The 25,302-nt window shown below is 33.2% G+C and carries 18 protein-coding genes; 13 read left to right on the forward strand and 5 right to left on the reverse strand.

What is annotated here, in order from left to right; genetic code table 11:
• Positions 1–256: 256 nt before the first annotated feature.
• Positions 257–3,343 carry a basic secretory protein-like protein gene (locus tag DG435_RS10275; protein WP_106794821.1) on the forward strand — a complete coding sequence of 1,029 codons (3,087 nt, stop codon included), beginning with the start codon at positions 257–259 and terminating at the stop codon, positions 3,341–3,343.
• A gap of 88 nt (positions 3,344–3,431) precedes the next feature.
• Here the strand turns inward: DG435_RS10275 and DG435_RS10280 are convergent, their stop codons facing one another.
• Positions 3,432–3,887, reverse strand: a complete 456-nt coding sequence (locus tag DG435_RS10280) for an Lrp/AsnC family transcriptional regulator (protein ID WP_234387186.1) — start codon at positions 3,885–3,887, stop codon at positions 3,432–3,434.
• 489 nt (positions 3,888–4,376) lie between these two features.
• On the opposite strand from DG435_RS10280, the gene DG435_RS10285 reads away from it, so the two are divergent.
• The 7 genes from DG435_RS10285 (at position 4,377) to DG435_RS10315 (ending at position 18,512) form a co-directional block, all read left to right on the forward strand.
• Positions 4,377–7,532 (forward strand): TonB-dependent receptor, encoded by a 3,156-nt coding sequence (locus DG435_RS10285; RefSeq protein WP_106794822.1) that lies wholly within the window; start codon positions 4,377–4,379, stop codon positions 7,530–7,532.
• A gap of 109 nt (positions 7,533–7,641) precedes the next feature.
• A complete protein-coding gene (locus DG435_RS10290) occupies positions 7,642–9,318 on the forward strand; it encodes a RagB/SusD family nutrient uptake outer membrane protein (protein ID WP_106794823.1) in 1,677 nt (558 codons plus the stop codon).
• Between the two features lie 163 nt (positions 9,319–9,481).
• Positions 9,482–12,481, forward strand: a complete 3,000-nt coding sequence (locus tag DG435_RS10295) for a GH92 family glycosyl hydrolase (protein WP_106794824.1) — start codon at positions 9,482–9,484, stop codon at positions 12,479–12,481.
• Positions 12,482–12,588: 107 nt separating this feature from the next.
• Entirely contained in the window at positions 12,589–13,503 is a 915-nt protein-coding gene (locus DG435_RS10300) for an ROK family protein (protein ID WP_106794825.1), read from the forward strand.
• 99 nt (positions 13,504–13,602) lie between these two features.
• A complete protein-coding gene (locus DG435_RS10305) occupies positions 13,603–14,901 on the forward strand; it encodes a sugar MFS transporter (RefSeq protein ID WP_106794826.1) in 1,299 nt (432 codons plus the stop codon).
• An 88-nt stretch (positions 14,902–14,989) separates the two neighbouring features.
• Positions 14,990–17,332, forward strand: a complete 2,343-nt coding sequence (locus DG435_RS10310; RefSeq protein WP_106794827.1) for a GH92 family glycosyl hydrolase — start codon at positions 14,990–14,992, stop codon at positions 17,330–17,332.
• Positions 17,333–17,600: 268 nt separating this feature from the next.
• Positions 17,601–18,512, forward strand: a complete 912-nt coding sequence (locus DG435_RS10315) for an ROK family protein (RefSeq protein ID WP_106794750.1) — start codon at positions 17,601–17,603, stop codon at positions 18,510–18,512.
• 32 nt (positions 18,513–18,544) lie between these two features.
• Here DG435_RS10315 and DG435_RS10320 read toward each other — a convergent pair whose 3' ends face one another.
• The 4 genes from DG435_RS10320 to DG435_RS10335 form a co-directional block, all read right to left on the reverse strand.
• Entirely contained in the window at positions 18,545–18,940 is a 396-nt protein-coding gene (locus DG435_RS10320; protein WP_106794751.1) for a rhodanese-like domain-containing protein, read from the reverse strand.
• Between the two features lie 11 nt (positions 18,941–18,951).
• Positions 18,952–19,269 (reverse strand): rhodanese-like domain-containing protein, encoded by a 318-nt coding sequence (locus DG435_RS10325; protein WP_106794752.1) that lies wholly within the window; start codon positions 19,267–19,269, stop codon positions 18,952–18,954.
• Positions 19,270–19,389: 120 nt separating this feature from the next.
• Positions 19,390–20,016 carry a thioredoxin family protein gene (locus DG435_RS10330; protein WP_106794753.1) on the reverse strand — a complete coding sequence of 209 codons (627 nt, stop codon included), beginning with the start codon at positions 20,014–20,016 and terminating at the stop codon, positions 19,390–19,392.
• 37 nt (positions 20,017–20,053) lie between these two features.
• Positions 20,054–20,581 carry a TlpA disulfide reductase family protein gene (locus tag DG435_RS10335; RefSeq protein WP_234420905.1) on the reverse strand — a complete coding sequence of 176 codons (528 nt, stop codon included), beginning with the start codon at positions 20,579–20,581 and terminating at the stop codon, positions 20,054–20,056.
• A 327-nt stretch (positions 20,582–20,908) separates the two neighbouring features.
• On the opposite strand from DG435_RS10335, the gene DG435_RS10340 reads away from it, so the two are divergent.
• The 5 genes from DG435_RS10340 (at position 20,909) to trpD (ending at position 25,296) form a co-directional block, all read left to right on the forward strand.
• The gene (locus DG435_RS10340; protein ID WP_369871890.1) at positions 20,909–21,280 is read left to right on the forward strand and encodes a MarR family winged helix-turn-helix transcriptional regulator; all 372 of its coding nucleotides are present in this window, start codon (positions 20,909–20,911) and stop codon (positions 21,278–21,280) included.
• A 30-nt stretch (positions 21,281–21,310) separates the two neighbouring features.
• Positions 21,311–21,877 carry a YceI family protein gene (locus tag DG435_RS10345; RefSeq protein WP_024772873.1) on the forward strand — a complete coding sequence of 189 codons (567 nt, stop codon included), beginning with the start codon at positions 21,311–21,313 and terminating at the stop codon, positions 21,875–21,877.
• Between the two features lie 226 nt (positions 21,878–22,103).
• Entirely contained in the window at positions 22,104–23,501 is a 1,398-nt protein-coding gene (locus DG435_RS10350; RefSeq protein WP_106794756.1) for an anthranilate synthase component I family protein, read from the forward strand.
• Positions 23,502–23,633: 132 nt separating this feature from the next.
• Positions 23,634–24,206 carry an aminodeoxychorismate/anthranilate synthase component II gene (locus DG435_RS10355; RefSeq protein ID WP_024772875.1) on the forward strand — a complete coding sequence of 191 codons (573 nt, stop codon included), beginning with the start codon at positions 23,634–23,636 and terminating at the stop codon, positions 24,204–24,206.
• 94 nt (positions 24,207–24,300) lie between these two features.
• Complete coding sequence (trpD, locus tag DG435_RS10360; protein ID WP_106794757.1) at positions 24,301–25,296, forward strand: anthranilate phosphoribosyltransferase; 996 nt, start codon at positions 24,301–24,303, stop codon at positions 25,294–25,296.
• The last annotated feature ends 6 nt before the right edge of the window (positions 25,297–25,302 follow it).

Genomic DNA, 25,302 nt, shown 5'->3' on the forward strand with positions numbered 1-25,302 from the left:
TCTATAATTCACAGAAAATGCTTTTTTATTCTATACTTATCCTATAGAGATGTTATTTTTTTAGCATAAAAAACACTTTATAAAATCAACATACTTCCTTCTAAAAAGAAAAAAAACTAAAAAAGAATAAAAAAGAATAAAAAACACTGAAATTAAGTCCAAAAAATGAAAACATACCCCAATACTGTAATTTTATTGCAACTAACATTTATTAGTTTTTTTATAAATCATACTAATAAAAAACACAAACTTCACAATGAAAAATTACAAAAAGCACATACTTCGGATAAGCATGGTAGCAGCCATGGTATTTGCAGTCAAAATGAGCGCACGACCCGTAAATCCTATTACAAGTAGTAAAAACAACACTTCTTCTATTTCCAAAAGTAAACAAGCTTGTGTATGGGGGAATGATTTTCTTACTCCAAGAGTAGAATTTAGAGATTTTGATGGATCAACTATTGGATCACAAATATTTAAACAAGTGATCCCTAATGCAGAAAACTACATGAAACAACGTTGTCTTGATGTAGCTAAAATTTTGTACCGTAACTCTGCAGATGCTCCAAAATTCAGGCTATTAAAATTCAACTTAAAAAATGAAGATTTTGTAGCTCACAAATTTGGAGAAGGTGATCAAATGACCATAGAAGTAAGCACGCAACATCTGGCCAAAATCTATAGAGATTCTGGTAATGATTCTCAGGTTATAAAAGATGAGATTGATGGTATTTTATTTCACGAAGTAACCCATGGATATAACTACTCACCAACTACAGGAGGAACTTATGACGGATCTTCTCCTTTTTGGGCATATACTGAAGGTATAGCAGATGGCGTAAGAATTTATGCAGGATTTCATCAGACCAGAACTCCAAACGTAAATGATTCCAGGAAATGGTTAGGTGGATACACCACAACAGGATTCTTTCTACAATATGTTACCCAAAAATATGATAAGAATTTTATCTATAAATTTAATAAGGCAGCAAAAGATTTAGGAAACTCCTGGTCATTTGACAATGCGTTTAAAGATATTCTTGGAAAAGGTGTAGAAACCGTATGGAATGAGTACAAAAACTACATCAATAATGGTAATACTCTTGATTATGATGGGGATTACCCATGGAGTCTGGATTGTGGTGGAGATACTCCTCCTCCTACAGGAGCTATAGACATTACTAATGATGGTGGTAGTATATCTAGCCAACACAACGACTCCCCTTCTAATGAAGGTATCTCTAATTTGATCGATAACAATATCAATTCTAAGTATCTAACGTTTAATGCATCTGCATGGGTACAGTATAAAGCTAGTACGTCTTATGTTTTATCTTCTTACACGATATCTTCTGCAAATGATGCAGCAGAAAGAGATCCAAAAAACTGGACGATACAAGGATCAACAAACGGAAGTTCTTGGCAAAACATCGATCAGAAATCCAATCAAGATTTCCCAAATAGAAATCAAAAAAGGACTTTTCAGGTTAGCACCACTTCTTCATATCAATATTATCGATTATCGATGAGTAATAATAGTGGGACTATTCTACAATTATCTGAACTCGAATTGTTTGGAAAAGAAAAAAACACACAACAACTTCCCGTAGCTGATTTTAGAGCAAATAAAACCAACATAAAAGAAGGAGAAAGTGTGTCTTTTACTAATTCTTCAACCGATGCTACTTCATATAATTGGACGTTTGATGGAGGTAGTCCATCTAGTAGTACGCAAACTAATCCTATAGTGAAGTATAATAGAGAAGGAACCTATTCGGTAACTCTTAAAGCAATAAACGGAGATGGATCTGATACAGAAACTAAAACTTCAATTATTAAAGTTTCTTCAAATGGAGGTGGAGGAGAAATTATTGACATCACTAATGACGGGGGAAACATTTCTGATCAACATAATGATTCTCCATCTTTTGAGGATATAACAAAACTTATTGATAATGATCCTAATTCTAAATTCTTAACTTTTAACACCTCTGCATGGGTACAGTATAAAGCAACCAAAAACTATACATTATCTTCATATACGATAACCTCTGGGAACGACGCACCAGATAGAGACCCTAAAAGCTGGACTCTGCAAGGATCTACTAACGGAAGTTCCTGGCAAAATATTGATCAAAGATCCAATCAGGATTTTCCGAATAGAAATCAAAAAAGAACTTTTCAGGTAACTACTACTTCTTCCTACAACTATTATCGATTATCGATGAGAAACAATAGTGGAACCATTCTACAATTATCTGAACTCGAACTGTTTGGAAAAGAAAGTTCTACCGATGGAGGTTCTTGTGCATGGGGTAATGATTTTCTTACTCCAAGAGTAGAATTTAGAGATTTTGATGGATCAACTATTGGATCACAAATATTTAAACAAGTGATCCCAAATGCAGAAAACTACATGAAACAACGTTGTCTTGATGTAGCTAAAATTTTGTACCGTAACTCTGCAGATGCTCCAAAATTTAGGCTATTAAAATTCAACTTAAAAAATGAAGATTTTGTAGCTCACAAATTTGGAGAAGGTGATCAAATGACCATAGAAGTAAGCACGCAACATCTCGCCAAAATCTATAGAGATTCTGGTAATGATTCTCAGGTTATAAAAGATGAGATTGATGGTATTTTATTTCACGAAGTAACTCATGGATATAACTACTCTCCAACTACAGGAGGAACTTATGACGGGTCTTCTCCTTTTTGGGCATATACTGAAGGTATAGCAGATGGCGTAAGAATTTATGCAGGATTTCATCAAACCAGAACTCCAAACGTAAATGATTCCAGAAAATGGCTAGGTGGATACACCACAACAGGATTCTTTCTACAATATGTTACCCAAAAATATGACAAGAATTTTATCTATAAATTTAATAAGGCAGCAAAAGATTTAGGAAACTCCTGGTCATTTGACAATGCGTTTAAAGATATTCTTGGAAAAGATGTAGAAACCGTATGGAATGAGTACAAAAACTACATCAATAATGGTAATACTCTTGATTATGATGGGGATTACCCATGGAATCTGGATTGCGGTGGAAATAACAGAAATAACATGCTTGCAATGGAAAATAAAAAACCAGAAGAAGCATTCAATTTAAAGTCATACCCAAACCCAATAAAAGATAGATTGTTTTTCACAAAACCACAAAACTTAAAAAACACACCTCTGGTTTTTGAAGTTTACGACACACAAGGTTCTTTAATTTTTACAGAAAAAACTTCAAGAAATGAATTAAGTCTGAATCATTTGGAAAGCAAAATGTATTTTATAATTGTTAAACAAAATGGGGAAACCATATATAGAAATAGATTTATAAAGCGATAACATCGGTTTATACTATACCATAGTTAATTAGAATTGTTAAAACACCTGTGCCTATACGTAACAGGTGTTTTTTCATAAAATATATTGTTTATAGATAATATTCTGAAGTATGTTTAATTACCTTTAATGAAAAAGTAGTATTTAAAACTCCGATATTATCAATTTTTGACAATTTAGAGCGCATAAATTCGTGATATTCTTCTAAGCTATTCATGTTAATTTTTAACAGAAAATCTACCTGTCCCGCCATATGAAAGCATTCTTGAACCTCTTTCAAGTTTTTTATTTGATTTTCAAACTTATCAATAAATGACTCTCCATGAGACTGAAGAGATACCTGACAAAATGCTGTAATTGGTAGACCAATCATATTCTTATTCACAATTGCAACATATTTTTCTATATACCCTTTACTTTCTAAACGTTTTATCCTTTCATATATAGGAGACACTGTTAAGTTCAAAAGATTTGCTATCTCTTTCGCTGTTTTTTTAGAATCTCTTTGAAGGATTCGTAAAATGGTTTTGTCTGTGTTATCTAACATTTCCATGTGAATAATACTAAAATTACGTTATACAGATAAAAAAACTTTTATTTTATAATAATACAGTTTTTTTTACCACAATCATATAATTATTCCATTTATTTAACCAGATATGTTTTTATTTTAGAAATAGAATTCAAAATAAAAACAAATTGATTTCACATCAAATTAACATTTTAAGCGCATTATACTCTCATAAAAGACATATTCAATCCTTTTTATCAAAAAAAGACTCCTATTTTAACAAGAAAAAAGACTTAATAGCAGATATATACATATTCCAAAAAGATAAAAAAACTTTATAAATCAATTTTTGCCATAAAAATCACTAATATTTATATCAAAATACAAATATTAATCTTCATACTATAAATTTGAAAACAATAATTCTCTTAAACATAACACTTTGTTAATCTTTTAGAAATACAAATCAATTAAGAGCTTATTAGAGAAATCAGCAGTCAAATTATTAACTAAACCAATTTTAATATGAAGAATAAATTAGGATATCTATTTTTTGTGCTTACCTTCATGTCATTTGCCAATATGGCCACGGCCCAGGAAATTACAATTACTGGAAAAGTAACAGATAACACTGGAATGTTACTACCTGGAGTAAATATTATTATAAAAGACTCTTCCACAGGAACACAAACCGATTTTGACGGAAACTATTCATTAACAGCTTCATCAGGAGATACTCTGTTATTTAGCTATCTGGGAATGGAAACTCAAAGTATTACTGTATCAGACTCGGGGGTGCATGATATAGCTATGCAGGAGAGTTCTAATCAATTAGAGGAAATTGTAGTTACCGGGTATTCAAAACAATCGGTGAGAAACATAACCGGATCTGTTACTGTAATCAAAGCAGAAGATCTAGCCGCTACCACACCTGTAGATATCGAACAATCTTTGCAAGGATTAGCCGCGGGTGTTACTGTAAGTTCTGAAGGAGGACCCGGAGGATCTGCAATGGTAAGAATACGAGGATTTGGAACAATCAATAATAATGATCCTCTTTATGTAATTGATGGTACACCAACAACTACTGGAATTAACCAATTAAATCCAGCTGATATCGAATCAATGCAGATATTAAAAGACGCTTCTTCTTCTGCAATTTATGGATTTAGAGCTGCCAACGGAGTAATCCTTATCACCACCAAAGGAGGTAAGTATAATAGCAAAACTAAGTTTACATTTAATACAAGCTTAGGAATTGATAACATTCCTAAATCTGCTTTTCCAGATTTATTATCTCCCCAAGAGACTGCAAATGCTATTTGGACTCGTTTTAACAATGATGGTTTTGCTCCTTCTCACCCTCAATATGGTAACGGAAATACTCCAGTATTACCAAACTACTTAACCCCAGCTGGAGCAGATTCTGCAGATCTATCCACATATGACTCTCAAACTAATAAGATCACCAGAGCGAATAAAGAAGGTACAGATTGGTTTGATGAATATTTCAACGATGCATTTGTTCAAAATTATAACCTAGGGTTATCTGGAGGATCTGAAAACGCAAAATTTCATGTCGGAATGGGTGCACTAAAACAGGAAGGTGCAGCCTTACATACCTTCTATAACAGATATGTATTAAGAGCAAATTCAGAATTCAAAATAACCAATAATTTTAGAATAGGAGAATCTTTTAACCTTTCTTACTCTGATAGAGTTGGTTCTGTTGGAAATCAATCCACCGGAGGAGATATTTCTTTCTTATATAGAGCGCAACCTATTATTCCTGTATATGATATTGCAGGCAACTATGCGGGCCCTCAAAGTCCGGGGTTAGGTAATGGTATTAACCCTGTAGCCAGCGCAACTCGAAATAAAAACAACTTACAAAGAAGTTACAGAACAATTGGTAATGCATATGCAGAATTAGATTTTCTAAACGATTTTACTTTTAAAACCAACATAGGGCTTGATTATAATAATAATAATAGTTCTTTCTACACTTTTCTTAACCCTGAAGTTGCAGAACCTAATTCTGTTAATCGATTATCTGAAAATAACGACTATACAATTTCTTCTACATGGTATAACACCCTTAGCTATTCTAAGAACATAGGAAACCATTCTATTAATGCTATGTTAGGAACAGAATCTAATAAAACACAAAGAAAATTTTTAAGTGCTTCAAGAACTGATTTCTTTACCGATGAACTAGATTATAGGTATTTAGATAGAGGAACCGGTTCAAGAGATAATAATGGTAGTGGGATAAAAAGTGGATATTTCTCTAGCTTTGGAAAATTAGATTATGGTTACAACGATAAGTACTTATTATCATTTTCTCTAAGAAGAGATGCCACTTCAAAATTTTCGCAAAACAAAAGATCAGATTACTTCCCTTCATATAGTGCTGCATGGAGACTATCTAGCGAAAATTTCATGAAAAGCGTATCGTTTATAAATGACCTCAAAATAAAAGCAGGATACGGAGAATTAGGAAACGAAAGTATTCCTCAAGGTAGAATATTTAGCCAATATATTAATAACGATGATAGCAATTATGATATCGGAGGTAATAACTCTAATGTAACGCCTGGATATAGTTTATTCATATTCGGAAACCCGGATTTGGAGTGGGAAACAACAGCAACAAAGAACATCGGAATTGATGGAGTTTTATTCGATCAAAAATTAACATTCAGCTTTGAATACTATAATGCACTAACAAAAAAATTATTAGTTCAAGATCAAGCCAATGTAACCCTTATAGGTCTTGCTCAGGCTAAATATATCAATGCAGGGTCTGTAGAAAATAAAGGATTTGACTTTTCATTAGGGTATAACGATCAAATTAATAAAAATTTAAAGTACCATGCTTCAATAAATATTTCTGCTTACAATAACACAGTCAAAGAATTAGGAGATAATCCCAATTATTTTATAGAAGGAAACCTAGCACGAGAAACCAGGCCTTCTAGAACACAAGCAGGTCATTCTATTGCTTCTTTCCATGGTTTTATTATTGATGGTATCATCCAAAATGACGCAGAACTTGCAGCAACTGGTGATTACTTAGGAAAAGAGATAGGAACATTTAAATACAGAGATATTAATAACGACGGAGTGATTAATGATGACGATAGAGATTTTATTGGGAGTCCTCATCCAGACTTTACCTATAGCTTTAATATGGGAGTAGAATATAAAAATATTGATTTCGGAATATTCTTCCAGGGAAGCCAAGGAAACGATATTTATAATTTCACCAAATTCTTTACCGATTTCAATAGCTTTCCCGGAGCAAAAAGCAGAGATTACCTAAACTCCTGGAGTCCCACTAATACGGGAGCTAGGCTACCTAAACTATCTAACAATCCGGCAGAACACTATTCTAGTGCCAGTAGTTATTATATAGAAGACGGGTCATACTTACGACTTAAAAATGTTCAATTAGGGTATAGCCTTCCAGAACGGTTAATATCTAAATTAAATATTTCGAGATTAAGGTTTTTCTTACAGGCCAAAAACCTACATACCTGGACAAAATACTCTGGGTTAGATCCCGAAATCAACTTACAACAATATGGTGGCGACTCTGTAAATCTGGATATCGGTATTGATAGAGGTGCATACCCTGTAGCAAGAACATTCATACTAGGTGTTAATCTTGCTTTATAAATAAAAAACGAGGTAAAATGAGCATTGATAAACAAGTAAATGAAGATGAAACCAATGATAATCTTATAGCCCGTTTTACAAAAAAATCAAAAAAATCAAATATAAACAGATGAAAAAAATAATCTTATTTGTATTCGTTACAGCACTAGTGATTTCTTGCGAGAAAGAACTAGACATTGAACCACAAGGATCTCTTGTCGAAGGGGTAATAGAATTTGATAAAGAGTGGGTCGACCAACAACTTATCAGTGCTTATGCTATTTTGGATGGAAATCCTGGTTATTTCTGGGCACCAGCATCTAACTGGGCCCTAGGAGATGTAGCCTCTGATGATTTTCATAAAGGTTCGTCTATAGATGATCAACCTCAACTAAATGATGTAGAGCGTTTCTCTTCGGGAACTACAAATATTTATATATCCAGAAAATGGGAATCTTTATTTGAAGGTATTTCCAGAGCAAATCAAACGATAGAATCAATTACCAAAGCTATAGAAAAAGGTACTCCAGAAACAGATTTAACCGTCCTAGGTGCAGAAGCACATTTCCTAAGAGCACATTACCATATGGATGCAAAAAAAATATGGAACAATGTACCTTTTATGAAAGAAGGGCTAACTACTACTCCATCTAATAATACTGATATTTGGCCACAAATAGAAGATGATCTAACATATGCAATAAATAACCTCCCTGAAAGTCAGGATGATGCCGGAAGAGCTAACTCATGGATAGCAAAAGCATATCTAGCAAAAGCACATATGTTTCAAAATGATCATGAAGCAGCAAGGCCTATTTTAGATAATATCATTAATGAAGGGCCATTTCAATTGGTTCCATATTATCATGATAATTTTAATGCCGAAAAAGATAATAATTCAGAATCTGTATTTGCTGTTCAGAATTCTGTAAATGATGGAGGAGATGGATTTATTAATGGCAATAGAGGTAATAGACTAAACCATCCTTATGCCTCTGATGCTCCCGGAGGAGGATGTTGTGGCTTTTTTCAACCTAGTCAAAATTTAGTAAATGCATTTAAAACAGATGCTAATGGCTTACCACTATTAGACTCTTTTAATGACTCTGATATCACTAATGATCAAGGAATAACATCTGATCAACCTTTTACACCACATATCGGGAATCTAGATCCAAGATTAGACTGGACAGTTGGTAGAAGGGGTATAGAATATTTAGGCTGGGGAATTATGCCCGGATCAAGATGGACACGTGATCAATCTAACGGAGGGCCATATGTTGGTAAGAAACATGAGATATTAAAATCTCAGGAAGGCTCAATGTCTGCAGCCGGACTACCCCAATATAATGCCATCAACACACCTTTGATAAGATATTCTGATGTATTGCTATGGAGAGCTGAGATTTATGCACAGGACGGTCAATTAAATGAAGCTATGAACCTTGTTAACAGAATAAGAGCTAGAGCTGCAAATCCAGATGGATTTGTTAAAAACCCCGACGGAACACCAGCTGCAAACTATGTAATCAATGAGTACACATCATTTCCTGATCAGGAATATGCCATTAAAGCGGTTCGTTTTGAAAGAAGATTAGAATTAGCCTCAGAAGGACATCGATTTTTTGATTTAGTACGCTGGGGAGTAGCTCCACAGGTATTGAATAAATACATCAATGAAGAATCTTCAAAACGTGTTTACCTTAATGGAGCAAGTTTTACTCAGGGAAAAAGCGAATACTACCCTATTCCTCTGGATGCAATAAATTCTTCTGGAGGAGCTTTAAATCAAAACTCCGGATATTAACCATAAACTATATTTCACTAATAGATTTGTTTCATTAGTTATTTTTTGTTTTAGATTGTAAAGACAGAATCATTTATACAGATTCTGTCTTTCATATGTTAATTCATCATACATTTTTTAAAATCCTATGTAATTCAATCACAACGTTCAAAATAAATGAATCATGAAATTGCTTATGTTTAGAAGAATACTCCTAACCCTCTTTATTGCAGGATTAGGTATACACTGTACAAATAAAGAAGAAGTAAAAAAACCGGTAGACTATGTAGATGTTTTCATTGGAACAAAATCACCAGGACATACATTCCCTGGTCCTATGCTTCCTTTCGGAATGGTACAATTGAGTCCCGACACCAGGAATGATCACACTAGTTGGCCTGCTTGTGCAGGATATGACTATATGGACACTTCTATTATAGGGTTTACCCATACACACTTATCAGGAACAGGAGTTCCTGATTTAGGTGATATTCTATTCATGCCAGCAACAGGAGAAATACAATTTCGGGCCGGAACTCCAGAAAATCCTGATTCTGGATATCGTTCTAGATATAGTCACGACAATGAATTTGCAGAACCAGGGTATTATTCAGTAGTTCTTGATGACTACAATATAAAAACAGAACTAACAACTACAAAACGAGTTGGAGTACACAGATATACCTACCCTAAAGCAGAAAAAACCAGTATTATTATTGATCTAGAGCATCGTGATCCGGTAATAGAATCAGAGTTTGAGATCATCAGTAAAACAGAAATTGCCGGATATCGAAGATCAAAAGCATGGGCAGGAAATCAACGCCAGTATTTTGTTGCACGATTTTCAAAACCAATCGTATCATATCAAATTCTTAATGGAAAAAAAACAGTAACTACCGGCACTAAATTTAGTAGCAAAAAAATAATAGCAGCTCTTAATTTTGATAGTTCTGGAGATCAGATTATAGCTAAAGTGGCATTATCTGCTGTAAGTATAGATGGTGCCAGAAAAAACCTGGAAAAAGAATTATCTCATTGGCGATTTGATGAAATTAGAAAAAAGGCAAAAAAAACCTGGAATAATTCGTTAAGTAAAATAGAAATATCCGATGGCAATGAAGATAAAAAAGAAATATTCTATACCTCATTATATCACAGTCTTTTGACTCCTAACTTATATAATGATATTGATGGTCAATATCGAGGGATGGATGACAAAATACATACAGCACAAGGATTCAATAATTACACGGTTTTTTCTCTTTGGGATACTTTTAGAGGTTTACACCCACTGTTAACAATTATAGAGCCAGACGTAACCCGGGATATCGTTGTTACTTTACAAAAAAAACATGAGCAATATGGCGAAATCCCCATGTGGGAACTGGCAGCAAATGACACAAGATGTATGATAGGGTATCACGGAGTATCGGTAATGGCAGATGCATATTTAAAAGGAATAACAGATGTGAATACCGAAAAAGTATTAAATGCAATGATAGAAAGTTCTAATGTAAAAAAGAGGGGCATTAATTACTATACCGAATTAGGTTTCGTACCTTCAAACAAAAGTAGTCAATCGGTTTCCAAAACACTAGAATATGCATACGATGACTGGTGTATTGCTCAAATGGCAAAAGCTTTAAACAAAACAGACATCTATAATGAATATTCTAGAAGAGCTCAATTTTTTGTTAATCTATATGATCAACAAACAGGTTTTATGAGACCTCGATATTCTAATAGAAAATGGTATGAGGATTTTAATCCTACATCTGTCGAAAAAACGTATAATTTTAATTTCACCGAAGGGAACTCATATCAATACAGCCTGTTTGTTCCTCATGATATAGCAAGCATTATTGATTTAGTTGGTGGTGACACTAATTTTAATCAATGGCTAGACAACCTTTTCTCTAAAAATTTTGATGAAGAAATTAGCAAAGATTCTGATGTTTCTGGGTTGCTAGGTCAATATTCTCATGGAAACGAACCCAGCCATCACCTCGCTTACTTATACAACTATGCCGGTAAGCCCTGGAAATCACAGCAAACTATTCATAAAATATTAAATGAAATGTATACCTCTGAACCTGATGGGCTCTGCGGAAACGATGATTGCGGACAAATGTCTGCATGGTACGTATTGAGCAGTTTAGGATTTTACTCTGTTACTCCAGGAGCTCCAGAATATGTTATTGGAAGCCCTTCGTTTGAAAAGGCCGAAATCAAACTTGATAATGGAAATACTTTTACCATAATAGCCAATAATGCCAGTGAAAAAAATATCCACTTTTCATCCTTGAAACTTAATGGTAAAGAATACCCTAATACGTATCTAAAACACGAAGACATTGTAAAAGGAGGTGAATTGGTTTTTGAAATGACAGATATCCCAAATAAAAATTGGGGTATCCATCCTTCAAACAGACCTTTATCAGACACTAAAAAAACAGTAAGTATACCGTATCTAAAATCTGATCACGCCACATTTTTAGATACCAAAACAATCGTTTTAGATTGTGATACAGAAAATGCCAATATGTATTACACAATCGATGGTAGTGAACCTACAGAAAATAGTTTGCGATATAATTCTCCTTTTGAGGTTAAAAAATCTACAAAACTAAAAATCAAAGCTTTTAAAAAAGGTTTAATATCTAGTTATACAACAACATTATTCCTCGAAAAACTAGAGAGTATAGATCCGAAGAAACTAAGAACCAAGCTTAAAAACGGGCTTTCGTATAAATATTACGAAGGTATTTTTAGATCTGTTTACGATTTTTCACAAGAAGACCCCATACAAAAAGGAGAAGTATCAAATATCAATATAGAATCCCGTTTAAGAGATGAATGGATAGGTTTCGAATTTGATGGATTTATAAATATTCCAAAAAATGGGATATATAATTTTGAAATTTCTGCCAATGATGGCGCTCAATTACTAATTGATAATAAAGAATTGTTTGAAAGTGATGGAAGGAAATCGTTTAGCTTCACTCAAAAGAATGATATCATTCTATCTAAAGGATTACATAAATTTACTATTCGATATTTTCAATGTTCGGATAATATCGGTCTAAAAACATTATGGAGTGGCCCAGGTTTTAAGAAAACAGAAATTGACACTTCTTATCTTTATCATATGGTTGATCAAAATGGAGATGTATCCAATCCATAATTTTCAAAAGATAGTAAAACACATATTTAAGTTAACATCAAAACTATACTTGATTGCTAATAAAAAGAACTAATAATTAACTAAATAAAAAAACTGTAGAATAAACAATGATATTAGGAGTAGATATAGGAGGTAGTCACATTACTGTAGGCCGTGTTGACACCAAAAACCATAAAATACCCGACTCTAATTTAATTTCGGCAGAGGTAGACAGCACCGCTCAAGCAAGTGAAATTATTGATCAATGGATCCGGGTTTTACAAAAAAGTATAGACTCTCTTAATAAGGATAAAGAACCTCTAGAAGGAATATGCATTGCATTACCAGGTCCCTTTGATTATTACCAGGGTATTTTTGCATACAAAATGGAGAACAAATTCACTTCTCTGTTAGGTATAAATATCAAGAAAATAATTATCAAACGATTAGCTTTATCAGATACCACACCTTTACGGTTTTATAATGATGCAGCCTGTTTTGGTATAGGAGAATTTTGGAAAGGAAAACTTAAATCCGCAGAAAAAGCATTGGCTATAACTCTAGGCACTGGTTTTGGAGCCACCTTCTTATCACAGGGACTTCCTATGCTTTCTGGAGATGGTGTTCCCGAAAATGGTGAACTGTACAATATTCCCTTTAAAAACGGAATAGCAGATGAATATTTCTCTACCCGCTGGTTTATTAAAAAATACAAGGAGGCAACAGGGATTACTATAAGTGGCGTAAAAGATCTAATTACTGATTTTAAATCCAGCCCACATACAGATCAAATATTCGAGGAATTTTCTAGAAATTTAGCCGTTTTTCTATCTCCATGGTTAAAAGGATATAATGCAGATGCTGTAGTAATAGGAGGAAATATATCTAAAGCATGGAATTCTTTTGCGGATAATCTTGACACAGAATTAAAAAACCAAGGATGCAATACAAAAATATACCAAAGTGAATTAAAAGAAAAAGCTATTTTACTAGGTGGGGCACGTCTGGTTAACAATATATTTTATGAAAGTCTCTGTTTTTGAAGTCATATAAACCGAGCATATCAGCAAAAGATTAAACTCTAGTTTAAAATCCTCAATACTAAAAGATAAAACATATAATAATCTAAAAAAAACACTATTTTGAAAAACAGTACAACCCATAAAAGTGCTTTTATATTTTTAACCTCCTTATTTTTTTTGTGGGGATTTATAACAGTACTAGTCGACTCTCTAATTCCTAGACTTCGCGAAGTTTTTACTTTAAATTACTTTCAGGCTGGATTAGTTCAATTTGCGTTTTTTGGAGCTTACTTTTTATTATCAATACCTTCTGGGTTTATTCTATCTAAAATTGGTTATAAAAAAGGAATCATATTAGGCTTATTAACACTCGCAACAGGATGTTTATTATTTTACCCCGCTGCATCTTATCGTGAATTTAGTATTTTTATGTTAGCATACTTTGTAGTAGCAAGTGGAATTACTATTCTACAAGTTGCTGCTAACCCATATGTAGCTGTACTAGGCTCTGAAGAAGGTGCTTCAAGCAGACTTAATTTGTCACAGGCTTTTAATTCATTAGGTACAACTATTGCTCCAGCTATCGGAGCTATGTTTATTTTAAGTGATAAAGTTAAAAACCCTCAGGAAATTGCTGCCTTAAACACTTTAGATAAAGAAAACTATTATATTTCTGAAGCTGCTGCAGTTCAATCTCCTTTCATAGGAATCGCCATATTTGTAGCCATCCTGGCCTTTGCTTTTATATTTATCAAACTCCCTAAATTAATAAAAGATAGTCCGAAAGGCGGATATGTAAAAGTTTTACAAAATAAGTCTTTGGTTATGGGAGCCATTGGGATATTTGTATATGTTGGAGCCGAAGTTGCAATAGGTAGTTATCTAATCAATTATTTTTTAGATATGAACCTTGCTACCCTAATCAAAGAAAGTACATTCATGAGGAGTATTTCTGAAGGGATTCTGGGAGCTGATAGCCAAATACTGGATAATAAAGCAATAGTAGGTGCTTTTGTTACCTTTTATTGGAGTGGTGCTATGATTGGTCGGTTTATAGGGGCGCATTTAACCAAAATCATAAAACCAGCAAAGGTTTTAAGCTTCTTTGCCATTGGAGCTACTATATTGATTTTGATATCTATATCAACTTCTGGTTTTATAGCTATGTGGAGTATTCTGGCGGTAGGGTTATTTAACTCCATTATGTTCCCTACCATATTTTCCTTATCAATAGAAGGATTAGAAGATCTAAAACCACAGGCATCCGGTGTTTTATGCACTATGATTGTAGGTGGAGCAATAATTCCTCCTTTATTTGGATTACTTTCTGATCAAACAGGATTTAAGACTGCATTTATCCTAGTTTTAATCTGCTATATTTATATAGTCTTTTATGGTAGAAGAAAGGCTAATTCTTAAAACATAAAAATAAACTCTCATCACTCTATATAAAAAGTGTTTAAACATCAGACCCTTTGTTAAAAGTGAAAACAAAAATCATATAGTAATGAAATATCTATCAATTCTAATAACAGTAATACTTTGTTTTTCTTCATGCAAGAAAGATTCTACAGATCCGGTAACCCAGAATCCTGTATCAAAAACTATCAAAAAAACAGATTTTACAAAATATGTTAATCCATTTATTGGCACCAGCAAAATGGGACATACCTACCCAGGAGCAACAGCGCCTTTCGGGATGGTACAAGTAAGCCCACAAACGAATTTTGAAGTAATGTTTAACAAGGATGGTAGTTACAACAAAGAAACTTATGAATATTGCGCTGGGTATCAATACAGGGATTCTACAATAATAGGTTTTTCTCACACTAACCTAAGTGGTACGGGGCACTCTGATCTAGGGGATTTTTTAGTAATGCCAACAACTGGGAGTTTAGTGCTCGATCCCATAAAAACAGCAGATGGCTCTAAAGGATTTTATTCTACGTTTTCTCATGATAATGAGTATGCTTCACCAGGATACTATAGAGTAAAACTAAAGGATTATGACATAACAGCAGAACTTACTGCAACAGAACGTGTAGGAGTTCATCAATATACTTTTCCCGAAACAAAAGATGCACACATTATTTTGGATTTAGTTTATAATGTTTATCATCATGATGACAAAAACGTATGGACATTCTTACGAGTAGAAAATGATTCCTTAGTAACCGGTTATCGTCAAACCAAAGGATGGGCAAGAACCAAAAAAGTATTTTTTGCTATGCAATTCTCTAAACCTTTTAATAGTTATGGACACAAAAAGTACGATACTGTAAAATATGATGGGTTTTATCGTCGTTTTGAGCAACAGGAAAATTTCCCTGAAATGGCAGGAAAAGATATTCGCGCATATTTTAATTTTGACACAAAGACTAACGAAAAAATCAATATCAAATTTGCACTATCCTCTGTTAGTACCGACGGGGCATTAAAAAACCTGAAATCCGAGTTACCTAATTGGGATTTTGAGAAAACGAAACAGAAAACTGAGAACAAATGGAATGATGAGTTATCAAAAATAGAAGTAAAAACGATTACAGAAGCAGACAAAACTACATTCTACACTGCACTATATCACACAATGCTTAGTCCAATTATTTATGAAGATGTAGATGGTAGTTATCTTGGGCTGGATCAAAACATTCATGTTTCCGAAAATTTCACAAACTACTCGGTTTTCTCTCTTTGGGATACATATAGAGCCTTACATCCCTTGTTTAATATTACACAACCTAGTCGTAACAACGATATGATCAAATCGATGCTGGCTCATCAAGAACAAAGTGTACATCATATGTTACCGATCTGGAGTCATTATGCTAATGAAAACTGGTGTATGATAGGCTATCATGCGACTTCGGTAATTGCAGATGCAATCGCTAAAAACGTTGGAGATTTTGATAAAAACAAAGCTCTTGCAGCATCAGTAAGTACCGCCAATGTTCCTTATTTTGATGGCTTAGGGGATTATATCAAATATCAATACGTACCTGATGATAAAAGCCACTCTTCTGTTTCTAAAACACTAGAATTAGCGTACAATGATTGGTGTATTGCCCAGATTGCAAATAGTACAGGAGATAAGAAGACTACGGATCAATTTCTAAAAAGATCAGAGTATTATAACAATGTGTATGATCCCAAAATTGGATATATGCGTCCTAAATTATCTAATGGTGAATTTAGAAAAGAATTTGACCCTTTAGATACGCACGGGCAAGGTTTTATTGAAGGAAATGCATGGAATTATGGATTATATGTACCTCATCAATTAGAAAAAATGGTAAAAATGATGGGAGGAAATGAACGATTTAGTCAACATCTAGATTCTTTGTTCACTATGAAATTAGAAGACAAATTTATAGAAAAACACGAAGACATTACTCGAGACGGAATTATAGGCAATTATGTACATGGCAATGAACCCGGTCATCATATCCCTTATTTATATAACTGGACAGGGAAACCACATAAAACCCAAGAGCGTGTTCGTATGATTATGAATACTATGTATGGCCCTACAGTAGATGGATTGTGTGGTAATGATGATGCAGGACAAATGAGCGCGTGGTATATATTTAGTAGTTTAGGATTTTATCCCGTTACACCTGGGTCGCCCGATTATGCAATAGGAAGCCCTCTGGTTAAAGAAGCAATACTTCATTTGGAAAACGGAAAAGATCTTAGGATTATAGTAAAAAATCAAAGTAAAGATAACATCTATGTTAATCAAGTTACTGTAAATGGTAGAGTCATAAATAATGTTACTCTTTCGCATAATGACATTATAAAAGGTGGAGAGATTATTTTTGAAATGCAAAGCACTCCTAAGATTACAGAATAACGCTTATCATAAGTTTTTCACCTTATTGAAATTTATGTAGTATATAAAATGCATTGTCAAATTTCATATATGTAATACCGTAAGATTTATCATATATCTTGATAAAAAGAATAAAAGAAACCCCAAGTCAAAGCCTTGGGGTTTACTATATGATACAATTTACAAGAAGAATAATTAATAATAATCAAAGCAAAAACTATTTTAAATTGTAATTTTGGCGACTAGCTATTTTTTAGTTAGTATTACTTAAATAGACTATATACAACAAATGATATTAGGAGTAGATATTGGAGGTAATTATATTACTGTAGCTGGAATAGACACCAAAACAAACAAATTATCAGAAGCTAATCTAGTTTCTATTACGGTAGATAATACAGCCGAAGCTGATGAAATATTAGAACGGTGGTTATTTGCATTGCAGAAAGTTATCGATACTCTTGTAGATGATCCTCTAGAAGGAATTGGCATAGCTATACCTGGACCATTTGATTATTATAATGGGATTTTTGCCTTCAAAATGCAGCAAAAATATGCTTCTCTTTTTTGTATAAATATTAAAGAAATACTGAAGAAAAAATTACAACTATCTGATGATATTCCTATACGGTTTTATAATGATGCCGCTTGCTTTGGTATTGGTGAAGTCTGGAGAGGAAAGCTTAAATCAATTCGAAGAGGCCTAGGGATAATATTGGGTGCAGGTTTTGGTGCTTCTTTTCTTTTTCATGGACTTCCAATTCTTTCTGGAGATGGAATCCCTAAGGATGGAGAGTTATATCACATCCCATATAAAGATGGAATCGCTGATGATTATTTTTCTACCCGGTGGTTTATCAAAAGATATAAAGAGATTACCGATACTACAATTGATAATGTTAAAGAACTTACAGAAGCTTCTTTAAAAAATGATGTTGCGGTACAACAAGTTTTTAATGAATTTTCTGAAAATCTAGCTGAATTTTTAAGTCCCTGGTTAAAATCTTACAATGCAGAAGCTATAGTTATTGGAGGTAATATTGCCAAAGCATGGCCTTTTTTTGCTAATGAGCTTGAGAAAAAAATAAACGCCCAAGATTGTCTTGTGAAAATACACAAAAGCGAACTTCAGGAAAAAGCAATATTATTGGGTAGTGCAAGATTAGTTAATGATACTTTCTATAAAGGGCTAGCTTTTTAATAAAATATATCTTATATATAATTAAATAAGCTTTATCTAATTACTTTTCTCTTTTTAAACTTCCATTCTGTGATACCACCATCGAGATCATAGATTTTAGTAAATCCTGCTTTTTTCATATAGCTAGAGCATTTATTACTTCTTCCACCTCGGGCACAATATACAATTACGGGTTTTGTTTTATCAATTTTAGAAATTAGGTCTTCAAAATTTTCATTTCTAAAATCGATATTCACAGCCCCTTCGATATATCCTTGGGCATACTCACCTGGTGTTCTTACATCAATAAGTTGCACTTTACTCATTTCTAATAATGAATCCATTTCTTCAACTGTAATTAACTCTACTACAGAATCTTCTTCAACCCGTTTGCAATTAAGCAATACTGAAGAAATAAAAATGATTACTAAAAATGATTTGATTTTCATAAGATAGTATACTAATCTTCTACGATTTCGCCTTCCCAATTCATAAAGCCTCCAACCAAATTATATGTAGTTTCGAATCCCATTTGATTCATTAACATACACGCTTGAGCACTACGTGCCCCAGAACGACAGTATACATAGTAGTTTTTGGTTTTATCCAGCTTTCCTATCTCATCAAGAAAACCTTGTCCCTGACGAATATCTACATTAAGCATATTGGGTATATACCCATCCTCTACTTCTTCTTCTGTTCTTACATCTAAAATTACTGCATTATTGTCATTAGCAATTTGCTCTTGCCATTCTTCTTGAGTGATATCTTCTGCCATTATAAAATGTGTTCTACTAAAATTGGACTTTTGTTTTTTTATATTCCTTACAAATATAAAGAGTAGTTCATTAATTGTGTTAAAACTACACCTTCAATTTATTAAAAAATTACAAAAAAACTATGCTTTAATACTACAACCGATAGCTTTTGTAATTTCTACAGGAACTTTTTCTCCTTTTAATAGGGCATTTACAGCATCTTCGACATATTTCTGATCGGCAGCCGATGCATCTTTATAATTATTATCAATTGCACCTATATACCGAACGATATTACCTGTAGGTGTTTTCTCTAGAACATAGACATGAGGAGTTTTAGTAGCTCCATACTGAGGATATATTTTTTGTCCGTCATCAAATAAATACGGAAAAGTAAATCCTTTATCTTTTGCTCTTATCTGCATATTATCAAAACTATCATCTGGATAAGCCTTTGGATTATTAGGATTTATAGCTACAACAGGGTATCCTTTTTCTTTAAAAGCAGCATCTAATTCAATTATTCTATCTTCGTAAGCCACAGAATATGGACAGTGGTTACATGTAAAGATTACAATAAACCCTTTGGCTTCTTTATAATCTGCCAATGATATTAAAGTATCATCAACATTTTTTAGTTTAAAATCTGTAGCAACATCTCCAATCGAATATCCTCCTTCAATTTTAGTACCAGACACTTTATCCAATGCAAATGCGCTTATCGCGATCACAAAGGCTACTCCTACCAGAATTTTTAAAGTTTTCATCTGTTTAATTTTTGATTGCTTTTCTATTAATTAGTATTTACAGCATTTTTTTAAGCTCTTTTTCTAATTCATTATAAGTAAAAGATCTTTCATAAAAATTACTATCACCATTTTTATATATTACTGTTGCCGGTATAGAACCAGACCAATCACGGTTAACTTTTGGGATCCAATTATTTGCATCGGGATCATCTAGTAAAATCACTTTACTTCCTATCTTTTGTTTTTTTACAAATGGAATTAACTTAGATTCTACTTGACTGGGTAAATCCAGGCTTACCAAAATCACCTCAACCTTATTCTTAGGATACCTACTGTTGATTAACTCAAAATAAGGCAACTCGGCTACACATGGTTTACACCATGTAGCCCAGAAATTAATCACTCTTATTTTCCCGTCATTAATATTTAATAGCGGTTTAAAACTCTCAAAATCATATACAGGTATCTCTATACCTTTACTTTCGAAAACATCTGTTGCATCAAGAGCTACAGTCTGTTGCTCTCCTTTACAATTAGTAAAAAGCACTATAAATACGGTATATAAAATTAATCTCGACATCATACTAATGTATCAAAACCTTTAATTCTGCAAAAGAAAATTAACAAGGTTTCTATATTTTATCTAAATATTTTCAGAATTTTTCACAATTGTTTAACGCAATAACGATACTTTTCTAAATGACAATAATACTATTAAACCTGATCTCAAAACCCGAATTTAACAAAGAATTAATAACAATTTACAATTTTCGAAATAAAAATTAACATACATTTGTATAGACAAATATTGTAGATACAATTGAATATAGAAAAAATCATAAAAACAGAGATTGAACTTCCGCTACCTAAAAAAATCGTAATAAATTTATTATATACGGAAAACTGGATAATGGATAAAATCAATATCAATTTAAAAGCTTATGATATTTCACTTCAACAATTTAATGTCTTACGAATCCTAAAAGGACAAAAAGAAAAACCAGCTAACCTCTCTACCATACAAGAAAGAATGGTTACTAAAATGAGTAATACTACTCGATTGGTAGATAAGCTCATCAACAAAGGCTATGTAAAACGTATAACCTGTGAATCTAATCGGAGAAAGGTTGAAATTACTATTACAGAGCAAGGGAAAAAATTTTTGGATAAAGTAAGTCCTGTAATGGATGAATTGGAAAACAGTGTTACTTCAAATTTCTCTACAGAGGATTTGATCCAATTAAATGAATTATTAAACAAACTTAGAAATTCTAACTCATAAATAACAATAACTATTAATTTTTAAACGATCATGAAAACTAGACTTAAATCATTATTCTTAGCAATTGCAATAGTTGCAACAACATCTACTTTTGCACAAAAAAAAGAAATCAAAACTTCAGAAAGTACAATTAACTGGACAGGTAAAAAAGTTACCGGATCTCATACTGGAACACTAAATCTATCAGAAGGTTTTTTAGTATTTGATGGTGATAACCTTACAGGAGGTGAATTTACAGTAGATATGACTACACTAGCCGTTAGTGATCTTGAAGCTGGAAAAGGAAAAGAAAAACTTGAAGGACACTTAAGCTCTGATGATTTCTTCGGAATAGCAAATCATAAAAGTGCAAAATTAGTGGTTACAAAAACTAAAAAAACAGACAAAGGTTATGTAGTAGCCGGAGATCTTACGATTAAAGGAAAAACAAATCCAATCAAATTTATTTTAGCTGTAAATGGTGCTACCGCATCAACAACACTTAAAGTAGATAGAACAAAGTATGACATCAAGTACGGGTCAGGAAGTTTCTTTGATAACTTAGGTGATAAAGCAATCAGCGATGAATTCGAATTAGCTGTTAATTTAAAAATGTAATTTTTTATTGTTCTGAATTATAATTAATTTATATATTTGGCCTAACAAATAAAAAAAATGAAAACAATCTTAACAAATAATTGGTGGTGGTCATCTCAAAACGAAAACGTCGTGAGATAGATCCTATCATTGTGTTAAGTAAAACATATCAAAGGCTTGTCGAATCACGACAAGCCTTTTTTTTGTTCCCTAAACAGAGATTGTATTTAAAAATTAAAAACGCAAAATGAATTATAAATTAACCACACATTTCAAACAAATCCTGGCAGACACCTTTACTCCGGTGAGTGTTTATCTAAAAATCAGAGACCGTTTTCCTAATAGCCTATTATTAGAAAATAACGATTATAGAGGGAGTGAAAATAGTTTTTCTTACATCTGCTGTAATCCGATTGCCAATATCAAAGTAGAAAACGAAACTATTTATCAATCCTTTCCCGATAAAACCATCGAGGAAACCCCAATAACCGATACCACCAACATCGCAGAAGTTGTTGAGCAATTTGGTAAAAAATTTATAACCTCCAAAAGTAAGTTCAAATTCATTAACAATGGTCTTTTTGGTTATATCTCCTATGATGCTGTTCGATATTTTGAAGATATCTCTATTTCTAAAAAAGAAGAAGGTTTAAATATTCCAGACATACAATACACGGTATATCAAAACATTATTGCTATCAGTAATTTTACTAATGAAGCTTATATTTTTGCTCACTGCTATGAATCAGAAAGCAATATTGCCGAAATAGAATCTTTACTTAAAGTCAAAAATTTTGCTTCCTATAATTTTACTACAGTCGGTGATACCACCTCTAATCTTAATGATGAACAATATAAAGAACATGTAACCTTAGCCAAAAAACATTGTCATCGCGGAGACGTATTTCAATTAGTACTATCCAAACGCTTTTCGCAAAAATTCAAAGGAGATGAATTTAATGTCTATCGGGCATTACGAAGTGTTAACCCTTCACCTTACTTGTTTTACTTTGATTATGGTGATTTTAAAATATTTGGTAGTTCTCCCGAGGCACAACTAGTAGTCAAAGATGATATTGCCGAGATTCACCCCATCGCAGGAACTTTTAAACGCACAGGCAATGACGAGCAAGATGCAGAATTAGCAAAAAAACTATCTGTAGATGAAAAAGAAAATGCAGAACACGTGATGCTGGTAGACCTGGCTCGTAATGACCTAAGTCGAAACGGAAACCATGTTACTGTAGAAACCTATAGAGAAGTTCAATTTTATTCTCATGTGATCCACTTAGTTAGTAAAGTCACTAGCAAAAAACACAAAGACACCACCACTATGCAAATAGTAGGAGACACTTTCCCGGCAGGTACATTAAGTGGTGCACCAAAACATATGGCCATGCAACTTATCGAAAAATACGAAAACGTAAACCGTGATTTCTACGGGGGAGCTATTGGTTTTATGGATTTTTCAGGAAACTTTAATCACGCGATCATGATCCGTACATTTCTAAGTAAAAATCACAAATTACACTGGCAGGCAGGAGCTGGACTGGTTAATGAATCAAATGAAGAAAACGAATTACAAGAAGTCTATAATAAATTAGGAGCATTAACAAAAGCATTAAAACTTGCAGAAGAAATATAAGGGTGTTTCCCCAATTATTTGGGGTCGGGCTATTCGCGCTACAAGGTAGCTAGCTTCTATCCCTAACACAAAAAAGTAGTAAAGAGACAAAGTAACAAAGTGTAAAAACTCTGAAACTCTAAAAAAAAAACAATGAATACAAAAATATTAGTAATAGACAATTACGACTCATTCGTATACAATCTGGTTCATTATCTAGAAGATCTTGGTTGTGAGGTTGTCGTAAAACGTAATGACCAATTACGATTAGAAGATGTAGATGCTTTTCAAAAAATATTATTGTCTCCGGGTCCTGGGATTCCAGATGAAGCAGGATTACTAAAAGATATTATCCGTGAATATGCAAATACCAAAAGTATTTTTGGAGTTTGCCTAGGACAACAGGCTATAGGAGAAGTTTTTGGAGGTAGCCTCATCAACCTCAATGAAGTGTATCATGGTGTAGCAACCAATGTAACACTATCAGTCACAGATGAATCTCTTTTTGAGGGACTTAATACCAATTTTGATGTAGGAAGATATCACTCCTGGGTAGTAGAAGATAAAGATTTACCCGATTGCCTGCAAGTGACTTCATATGATCAAAACGGGCAAATCATGTCTCTACGTCATAAAGAATTAGATGTTCGTGGGGTGCAATTTCATCCAGAATCTGTATTAACCCCCGACGGAAAAAAGATACTAGAAAACTGGGTTAATAATTGATATTAATACCTAAATGATAATAAATACTAACTTTTAAAAATACTCCATACAAACTCTCTTTCCAATGTTGTGAGAGAGTTGGAGTGAGGGACTTATGAAAAACTTACTCAATCGATTAATCAATCACGAAACCATCTCTAAAGAAGAAGCCAAAGGTGTTTTGGTTAACATTTCTAAAGGAGAATACAATCAAAGTCAGATCGCTTCATTTCTTACTGTATATATGATGCGTAGCATTACCATCGAAGAATTAGAAGGTTTTAGAGATGCATTACTAGAGCTTTGTATCGCAATAGACCTTAGCGAGTACAACCCCGTAGATCTTTGTGGTACTGGTGGTGACGGTAAAGACACCTTTAATATTTCAACGCTTTCTTCTTTTGTCTCGGCAGGAGCAGGAATTAAAGTTACTAAACACGGAAACTACGGAGTTTCTTCAACATGTGGTAGTTCGAATGTAATGGAGCATTTGGGGATTAAGTTCAGTAATGATAAAGACTTTTTAAAACGTAGTATCGATGAAGCCGGGATATGTGTATTACATGCTCCATTATTTCATCCTGCGATGAAAAATGTTGCTCCGATACGTAGAGAATTAGGTGTAAAAACCTTTTTCAATATGCTTGGACCAATGGTAAATCCAGCATTTCCAAAAAATCAAATCGTAGGAGTTTTTAACCTAGAATTAGCAAGGATGTATGGATACCTATATCAAAATACAGATAAAAAATTCACTATTATCCATGCTCTGGATGGATACGATGAGATTTCGCTAACCGGAAACACAAAAACAATCTCTAATACTACAGAAGGAATGCTCTCGCCATTAGATTTTGGAGTACCAACATTGAAACAAGAAGATATTTACGGAGGAGATTCTATCGAAGCATCTGCTGCTATATTTATGAATATCTTAAGTGGTAATGGTACCGAAGCTCAAAATAATGTAGTCTGTGCCAATGCAGGAATGGCTATCGCCACTGTAGAAGGTCTCGAACCAAAACAAGGATTCGAAAAAGCAAAAGAATCACTACGTTCTGGAAAAGGATTAATAGCACTAAAAAAAGTTCAGGAATTAAGTAAGAATTAAAATAAT

This window comes from Aquimarina sp. Aq78, from assembly GCF_900299525.1.
GTDB lineage: Bacteria > Bacteroidota > Bacteroidia > Flavobacteriales > Flavobacteriaceae > Aquimarina.